Here is an 8,570-nt window from a genome sequence, read left to right as displayed (position 1 = left end):
GATTATTAATACGTAATAGTACAATAGGAAAAGCACTAGGCCGCTGACTTGCTACTAGTCAGCGGCCTAGTGCTTTTCCTATTGTACTTACGTCAATGAGAGGAATGGATGAATTTTCTGGATCCAGTAACTTACCTCATTCGGGCTTTTATCCTTTCGATAACGAACGCAGGTACGTAATGCCTGCGGTACCTGCCACAAGAGAAGCCAGCAGAATACCATATTTAGCGGCATCTACATGTTCGGCATCCGAGAAAGCTAAATTGGATACAAAAAGGGACATGGTAAAGCCGACGCCGGCTAGTAATGCTACCCCGGTAACGTGCTTCCAGTTCACCAGAGCTGGTAAGTCGGCTAGCTTGAGCTTGACCATTAGATAGGTAAAGCCAAATACTCCGATTAATTTCCCCAGTACCAGTCCCACGCCTACGCCAGCACTTACGGGGTTTATTAGCTCTGAAAAGAAATTACTGCCAATGTGCATGCCAGCATTAGCCAGAGCGAACAAGGGCATGATGAGAAAGGCTACGTAAGGATGCAGCGTATGTTCAATTTTTTGCAGTGGCGTCTGGGCGTCTAAACTTAGTCCCTTTATTTCTTCAATAATCTCGTGCTGATCGGCTGTCATCAAAGGTCCGTGCAAAGGAATGGCTACTTCAAAGCGTTTGAGGCGGGATTTAATTTGTTGTAAATACTCCTGCTCATGAATTCGCGTACGGGCAGGGATCGTAAAGGCTACGAGTACGCCGGCAATGGTAGCGTGAACGCCCGAAAACAGGAAACAGCCCCAAACGACAATCCCCAGAATCAGGTAAAATAAACTACGCCGAATACCGAGTAGATTACCCGCCAGGAGAACTCCCAGAAAACCGAAGCCAATCAGGAGAAAACCAAAGTCGATTTTAGCCGTATAGAAAAATGCAATGACCAGTACAGCTCCTAAATCATCGGCTACCGCCAAGGCGGATAAGAATACTTTCACCGAAGGCGGAATATGATTACCGGATAAGGAGAGTAGCCCCAGGGCAAAGGCAATGTCAGTAGCCATGGGAATGCCCCAGCCGTGAAGCGAGGGCCGACCGTAGTTGAACAACACATAAATCAGAGCGGGTACAAGCATACCACCCAGAGCGGCCACCATCGGCAGAGACGCTTTTTTTAAGGTAGAAAGCTCACCCGCCATAAACTCCCGCTTGAGCTCCAGTCCAATGACAAAGAAAAAGATGGCCATCAGTCCATCATTGATCCAGATGTGCAGGGGATAGTTAAAAGAGAAATTACCGAAACTTAGTGAAAAGGGAGTTTCCCAGGTATGATGATAGGACTCCGCCCCCGGCGAATTAGCCCAGATCAAAGCAGCTATCACGCTCAGAAACAGGACGATGCCGCTGGTATACTCCTGATGAATGAACTTACTTACGGGCTGAATGACCTTATCAATAGGAGCTTTACTCATGAGATTAGTTGCAATGAATTGTAGTAATAGATAACCCTAGAGCGAGTCTGCTGGTTATGTCTGAACATTTAAAAATTCAACTTTCCTGCAAGGAAGGCAGAAAGGGGCTAACAAAACTAGACTTCTCCCTAAATACATTGATCCTAATTAGAAAAAAATAATGGCTTGCCTTTCATTTTTTTGCGTAAACCTTATAATGTCATACTTCGCTTATTTGAAATACTATTTCTTCGTGATACGTCGAGTATGGGGCTTTGAAAGAACAAAGCGTACAAAAACAGGTTCTTTGTATTATCAATTCTTAAGCATATAAAACTATCCACACATGAGCAGGCTGCCCTCATTTTTAGCTCAGACTACCTTTCACAAAGGGATTATTCTGCCTAGTTTACTATTCATATTTTTTGTTACGTTCGTTTCCAGCTTTTTCCCGGATTCAACGGCTTCCATCTTAGGGCAAATTCAGGATTGGATCTTTATAAACTTAAACTGGGTTTATGTCTGGTCGGTTACCTTGTTTGTCTTTTTTCTGCTAGCTCTCGTCGTTAGTAAATATGGTTCGATCACCTTGGGAGACGATGATGCGGTACCCGAATACTCATTCCTTTCCTGGATATCCATGCTTTTCGCCGCTGGTATGGGTATTGGTCTCATGTATTTTAGTGTTTCAGAACCCCTTGCTCATTTCTCCGATCCAACCTTTGCTGAGTATAGCGAAATAAAACGGGCCAAGGACGCTCAGCTTTATACGTTTTTTCACTGGGGTATTCATGCCTGGGCCATTTACGGCGTTGTGGGTTTGTCACTGGCTTACTTTACGTATCGCTATAAATTACCGCTCTCGCTTCGTAGCTGTTTTTATCCGATTCTTAAAAACCGAATCAATGGCGTAGCTGGTAACGTCATTGATTCGTTTGCTTTGTGCAGTACCTTCTTTGGCATCACCACTACCTTAGGTTTTGGTGTCATTCAGCTTAATGCAGGGTTAGTCCAATTGGGCCTTATTCCGGAGAAAGGGTTTAGTTATCAGGTGGTGATCGTCATGGCGATTATGGCGATTTCTATTTTGTCAGCTACCTCAGGCGTTAACAAAGGAGTTAAATTTTTGAGTCAGCTAAACATCTTGAGTGCGGTACTCTTGATGCTTTTCATTCTGATTTCAGGTCCAACCGTATTTTTGCTCGGTTCTTTATCGGAAGGAGTGGGAGACTACTTAAACCAATTTTTGAGCCTTACCTTTAATACGCACGCTTACGAGCCTTCGGTTCAACCCTGGTATTTTAGATGGACCATTCTGTACTGGGCCTGGTGGATTTCGTGGTCACCCTACGTAGGTCTGTTCATTGCACAAATATCCAAAGGCCGGACGATCCGCGAATTTATCATTGCCGTGCTACTGATTCCAACCGCCTTCAATTTTCTGTGGATGACCGTATTCGGAAATAGTGCCACCTGGCTGGATCGAAATGTGGCGAACGGATCACTAACGGCTATCGTAAGTAAGACCGACGAGCTACTCTTTCAATTCTTAAACTATTTTCCAGCCAGTGGAATCACCAGTAGTCTGGCGGTCTTCCTCATTTTTGTCTTCTTTGTCACTTCAGCGGACTCGGGCATCTTCGTAATGAATAGTATTTCAACGAGTAATGCTGCCTGCTCTCCTAAATGGCAATTGGTAGCCTGGGGCATATTACTGGCTCTGGTGGCTTTGGTTTTACTAAATGCCGGGGGGCTGCAATCCCTGCAAACCATGACCTTGATTACGGCATTACCTTTTTCAATAGTCATGCTCTTGTTTTGTTACAGTTTATTTCAGGGACTATTGGTAGATAGCTATTATTATTCGAAAGCCTTTTCTCCGTCCGCTCGCAATTGGTCGGGTGAATTTTGGAAGCAGCGTTTGCAACGCATCCTTTCCTTTAAGGATCAAGCCTACGTGGAGACCTTCATTCAGCAAACGGTAGAACCCGCTTTACAGGAACTGGCTTCTGAATTCAACAGCAAGCGAATTTCTACGGCGGTTCATAAAAAGGAAAATCCAATGGAGATTGCCCTTACCATCGAGCATGAATCGATTGAAAACTTTACCTATGGGGTACGTACCCAACTCAAGACCATCTCTACCTCCTTAGTCGCTGAAAAGAACATCCCGGGTGTTCGGGGCACGCAATCTTACATTCCCGAGACTTTTTTTGGAGATAACCGTCCCGGTTATAATATCGAATACTTTACTGAGAAGGAAGTAATTGCGGATGTGCTCAAACAGTATGAACGCTTCCTGGAACTATCTTCGGAAATAAAGAATGAGATTTTTACGGATACTACGTTAAGACGTAAAGAGTAATACGCAACAGAGATTCAGCCCATGGCCGGAGAATTGATAGACTTTAATTCTCCGGCCATGGGCTAACACATACAGAGCTATAACTAGACCTCTTGGTCCCCATACTATCCAATCGGTAGTTGATCAACTCAAAGTCAGTATCCTGTATTCAAGATTGCTAGTTTTTAAAACAGTGATAGTGCCTGAATAAAATTTCCCATACCACTTTTCTATTTTTTAAACTACCAGGTAACAGTATTACATTTCATTGATAAGTAGAGTAAAACCGCCCCGGGGTAAACACTTCACTTCCAGCGTATCGCCTTCTTTAATCGTCAGGTATTTTACGTCGAAACCGGAGTCATAGTCACCATCGGCAATCAGTTCAGCCCGATAGGTTTTGCCTTTAGTCAGGAAATGAAAGGGGATCGATACTTTTTTCGATCTATCGTCTCCGTTAATGCCACCCACATACCAGCGAGCTGCTTTTCTTCGGGCGATAACGACTTCTTTTCCAGGATACCCGGCCAGAAAACGCGTTTCATCCCAGGCCGTAGGCACCTCTTTGAGCATAAATTTTGCGGGATCCGGCAAATGATCAAAACCCTGCGGACGATCGGCCAAATGCTGAATACTCGATTCAAAAATCACCGCAAGGGCTAGTTCATGGGCATACGTAGTGGTGTGAGCATGCTGGGAATTGGTAAAAGCAACGGGCGTATAATCCATTGGGCCGATGACATTACGCGTGAAGGGTAACATGGTATTATGCCAGGCTCCTTTCGTAGTCATATACTCCTGATTGTTATACTGTTCGCCTCCGTAAACGGCTTCCATACTCATCAAATGCGGGTAGGTTCGGCTCCAACCCCTGGGAACCGTACTGCCATGAAAGTTGACCATTAATTCATAGCGGGCAGCGTCTTCCAGAATATCCAGGTAATACCGCATCATATCCTGCTTGTCACTTTCAAAAAAATCTACTTTCACGCCGTAGATTCCGATCTTTTTTAACCAGGCAAATTCTTTAGCTCTGGATTCTGGCGTTGTCAGGCGATCTCTAGGACCAGAGGAAACCTGATTGTGAGCTCCGCCTGAATTATACCAAAGTAAAGGTTTTACCCCTTTCGATTTAGCATAGTTTACGGCATCTTCGAGCGTTCCACCGTTGGTCATTTCATCCCACTCCCAATCCATCAGGGTATAAGGCCAGCCCATCCGGGCCGCTAAGTCAATGTATTCGCAAAGTTTTTTATAATCTTTCGTTCCGTGATTATACGCCCAGTATACCCAGGACGAAACCCCCGGTTTAATCCAGTCGGTCTTGGTGAGTTGGGAAGGCTTACTGACATCTTCAACCAGGGTAGATTCAACCACATCCGCAAGCTGCCCGATGATCGCTACCCTCCAGGGAGAACTCCAGGGTAAGGTTAGGGTAGAGTTGACCTGCCCGGTATTGAATCCGTCCGTCGCGGCTGGAAAGGCTAATTGGTAACTGGACTTGTTCTCCTGATTACTAAGCTTAGTCGCACAATAAGTACGATCGACGTTTGCTTCGGTTAGTAAGGTCCAGCAGGATTCCTGGTCTCCTATTTTGAACAAAGCCGGGTACCCCCATTCGCCGGTTAGGGCAGAGTCTTTCTGAGCGGGGTAAAAGCCTTCGTAGCTAGTAACGAATCGCTGTAACCAGCGTTCCACCTTTTCCTCTACTACAAAAGCGGTTGCTTCGCGTTTGATGACGAATGTGCCCTGAGTTTTCTCGGGGAATTCGTATTTAAAGGTTATACCGTTGTTGTAGGCTCGGGCTACTACGTTCAACTTACTGCCTTTGGTATTGACGAAAGCAAAGATGATTTCCTGAGCTTCGTTCTCCCGGTTCGAGCTTTTTCCATGAAGAGTCGTATACTGATCTTTGATCGCTACCGGCTTACTACTGCTCTTTAAGGAAAGGTTGTCCGTAAAGGATTGATCTTGCCTTTCCATTCCGAGCTTGATTTGAGAAAAGACGGGAGTTTTCGTTTTCCCCTGATAAGAGACCGATAAAAACCAGCTACCGGGTTTTTCTTTGGACTGAGATAAGCTCAGTTCTATTTTTTTATTAGGCGAATATACTTGCTGAGCATCCAAACGAACAGCTACTGCAACCAGGGAGAGAAGAAAAGAGTAACGAATAAGATTCATACCAAGTTTAAGTTTAGAGTAAGGTAGAACCGGGCTTTATGCTGATTCTACCTAAGTATGAAAAGGGGAAACTACTTTACGTATATAAATATACGTAAAGTAGTTTTAGTGCCTGTCGAAGTTACTTTCCAATGGTATGTTGGACATAATCAACATCAACCGATCCTTTTTCGGCTTCGTTGTTGAAGCAGTAAATACCAATTCGATCCCCCCGGTAATAACCCCAGGCCAAGGCATAAGGCTCGCCGAAGGAGGTATACTTTTTCCCATCCAGGCTATACGAAAAAGTAGACTTTCCATCCAATCCCCAAACGGAACGCAGCCAGATGGTTGATCCGGTAAATGTCTCACCCTTAAGTACTGTCCCATTTTTTCGGTATTCAATCCAGCGTTTACTGCCCTCCTGAGCAATGCCAAGAGTGGCGTGTTGCTGTGAGAAATGACACAGCCCACTTCGCTGACCCGAAGCCATCTGCGAAACGTCCATCTTTACAATCACTTCATTTTTGGAAGTTCTAAAACAACGCTGCGTGAGGGTATTGCCCGCGGTTAATAATTCATTGTCTTTTAATGGTTTAAAGGCCTTGAGTCGTAACCATCCCTTGCGTTCACTGAGCGAATACTTGTCGCTTTGGGGCTGATAATTCCATTCCCATTGCGGGCCCAGTACGGATTTACTAAACGCATCGCTTCGGGCTATCGAGTAGTCACCGGAACTGGCAGCAGGCATTTTCCCCGACCAGGTCATCGTTCCAATAGAGTCTCCAACTATAGTGCCAATAATTGGCCAGTCATTGATCCAGGTAATGGGTAGTAAGCTTACGATTCGTCCTGACCAGTCACCCGAGCCATGATGAGTCAGAAAGTACCACTTCCCATCCTTACCCGGTATAATGCCTCCTTGATTGGGCTCCATCGCTTCCTGACTCGTCAGAGCAAGTTGCTTTTCTTCGGTATATGGCCCCGTAATCGTTCGGGAGCGTTTGGCCATCACATACCTTCCTTTATCGGACTTGTGTTCACTAAAGACGAGGTAATACCAATCCTTGACTTTAATGAGCTTACTGGCTTCCCGACCGGATCCGGCATTTACTAATCTGGCTGATTGCCGATCAATGGATTTCCCATCGGCCGACATATTGAAAAGATAGGTTTTGTAACCATCGGCAAAGTGCGTACCGATGAAATAGCCCTTACCTTGTTCATCCCAGATGGCCGAGCAGTCATCCCAGCCGGGTTCCCTAAGTAGGGGAGTTAGGGGTTCCCAGGGGCCTTCCGCTTTCGCCGCGGAGGTCATGAAATACCCTTCGTCGGGCGTTCCGAAGAACAGGTAAAAGCGATTGTTATGATACCTTAAGGAACCCGCCCAAATGCCTTTACCGTACCGATTCATTTTCTTCCAGGATAATTCATCGGAGATTTGGGTAAGATCCGAAACGGCATGACCACAGATTTTCCAGTTTACCAAGTCCTTGGATTCCAGGATAATCATACCGGGAGAGAATTGAAAGGTAGAGGAAATGGCGTAATAGGTGTCACCCACCCGAATGCAGTCCAGATCGCTGTAATCGCTGGGAATGATGGGATTGCGGTAAGTGCCATCTTTCTGATCGCCCCAATGCGTCCAGTCTCCCCATTTCGGCTGATTCTGGGCCATACCTGCGAAAGTAGCCAACGTGAGGCTTATCGTAATTAAAAAGGTTTTTCTTACTACGTGTTTCACTGCATGAACAAGTTTAGAATTAATCATTACCTGAATACACTTGGGAGCAGGATCTAAAAGTCTTCGGAGGAGTACTATAAGTCGAGAAAAAGACTGGGCCTTTTCCTGTACCGTTTATGCATCCATGAAATCCACTCTGGTTGTATTCATACTACGCCTTGAGGTCATGAACTTCGGGATGACTAAAGGTGATCTTTCCCTAAGACGCATGACCCAAATAAAAGACTATTACTAGTGAGACAAAGAAACAGCAGGTTGTTCCGTATCCGTTTTAGAAGAAGTCGATTTATAACCATATAGACTGTAAATAACGATCACGATAAAGCTTAGTAAGGGTACAAAGTAGCCAAGCTGGATACTACCTGTGGCATCACTCAGGTAACCAAATAACCTAGGTAGTAAAGCTCCTCCAACAATTGACATAATGATCAAGCTACTACCGTATTCGGTGTCCATGCCTAAATCCTTGATGCCCAAGGCAAAAATGGTTGGAAACATGATGGACATAAAAAAACAGATCAGCACGATCGCGTATACGGTGATCAAACCCTGAGCCATGATAGCAATGAGACACAGCAAAACGTTTATGCCCGCATAAAGGGCTAAAAGTCGGTTTGGGGCTATAAATCGCATAAAGAAAGTACCCAGGAATCTTCCGACTAGAAAGGCAATGCCACAAATCCCTAAATAATCCGCTGCTTTGATTTCGGAGAGCGATGCCGCTTGCGTAGCGTATAAAATGAACAGACTAAAAATGCAAACCTGAGCACCTACGTAGAAAAACTGAGCCGCTACAGCCCAGGTTAGATGCCGGTGTTTGAACGCATGTAAAATAGACTGACTTTTCTCCTGAAGGGAAGTTTTGTAATGGATTTGCGGAAGTTTTA

4 protein-coding genes and 1 pseudogene are annotated in these 8,570 nt (G+C 45.1%); 1 reads left to right on the top strand and 4 read right to left on the bottom strand.

Annotation, left to right across the window (positions count from 1 at the left end):
• Positions 1-148: 148 nt before the first annotated feature.
• Positions 149-1,456 carry a Na+/H+ antiporter NhaA gene (nhaA, locus tag ACOJTG_RS11270; RefSeq protein ID WP_420153895.1) on the bottom strand — a complete coding sequence of 436 codons (1,308 nt, stop codon included), beginning with the start codon at positions 1,454-1,456 and terminating at the stop codon, positions 149-151.
• A gap of 325 nt (positions 1,457-1,781) precedes the next feature.
• On the opposite strand from nhaA, the gene ACOJTG_RS11265 reads away from it, so the two are divergent.
• Complete coding sequence (locus ACOJTG_RS11265) at positions 1,782-3,800, top strand: BCCT family transporter (RefSeq protein WP_420153894.1); 2,019 nt, start codon at positions 1,782-1,784, stop codon at positions 3,798-3,800.
• A 237-nt stretch (positions 3,801-4,037) separates the two neighbouring features.
• Here the strand turns inward: ACOJTG_RS11265 and ACOJTG_RS11260 are convergent, their stop codons facing one another.
• From ACOJTG_RS11260 to ACOJTG_RS11250, 3 genes and pseudogenes are all read right to left on the bottom strand, one after another.
• Positions 4,038-5,960 (bottom strand): glycoside hydrolase family 97 catalytic domain-containing protein, encoded by a 1,923-nt coding sequence (locus ACOJTG_RS11260; RefSeq protein WP_420153893.1) that lies wholly within the window; start codon positions 5,958-5,960, stop codon positions 4,038-4,040.
• A gap of 121 nt (positions 5,961-6,081) precedes the next feature.
• Positions 6,082-7,635: a glycoside hydrolase 43 family protein gene (locus tag ACOJTG_RS11255; protein WP_420153892.1), complete on the bottom strand. Its 1,554-nt coding sequence runs from the start codon at positions 7,633-7,635 to the stop codon at positions 6,082-6,084.
• 279 nt (positions 7,636-7,914) lie between these two features.
• Positions 7,915-8,570: pseudogene (locus ACOJTG_RS11250) on the bottom strand (glucose/galactose MFS transporter); the annotation flags it as partial.

Source organism: Siphonobacter sp. (genome assembly GCF_048595215.1).
Taxonomy (GTDB): Bacteria; Bacteroidota; Bacteroidia; order Cytophagales; family Spirosomataceae; genus Siphonobacter.
Note: the sequence above shows the minus strand (reverse complement) of the source record. Positions and strands in the feature narration are given on the sequence as shown.

Bases quoted from the DNA above. Each gene is read 5' to 3' on its own strand.
- nhaA (WP_420153895.1), bottom strand. From the start codon at position 1,456: ATGAGTAAAGCTCCTATTGATAAGGTCATTCAGCCCGTAAGTAAGTTC.
- ACOJTG_RS11265 (WP_420153894.1), top strand. From the start codon at position 1,782: ATGAGCAGGCTGCCCTCATTTTTAGCTCAGACTACCTTTCACAAAGGG.
- ACOJTG_RS11260 (WP_420153893.1), bottom strand. From the start codon at position 5,960: ATGAATCTTATTCGTTACTCTTTTCTTCTCTCCCTGGTTGCAGTAGCT.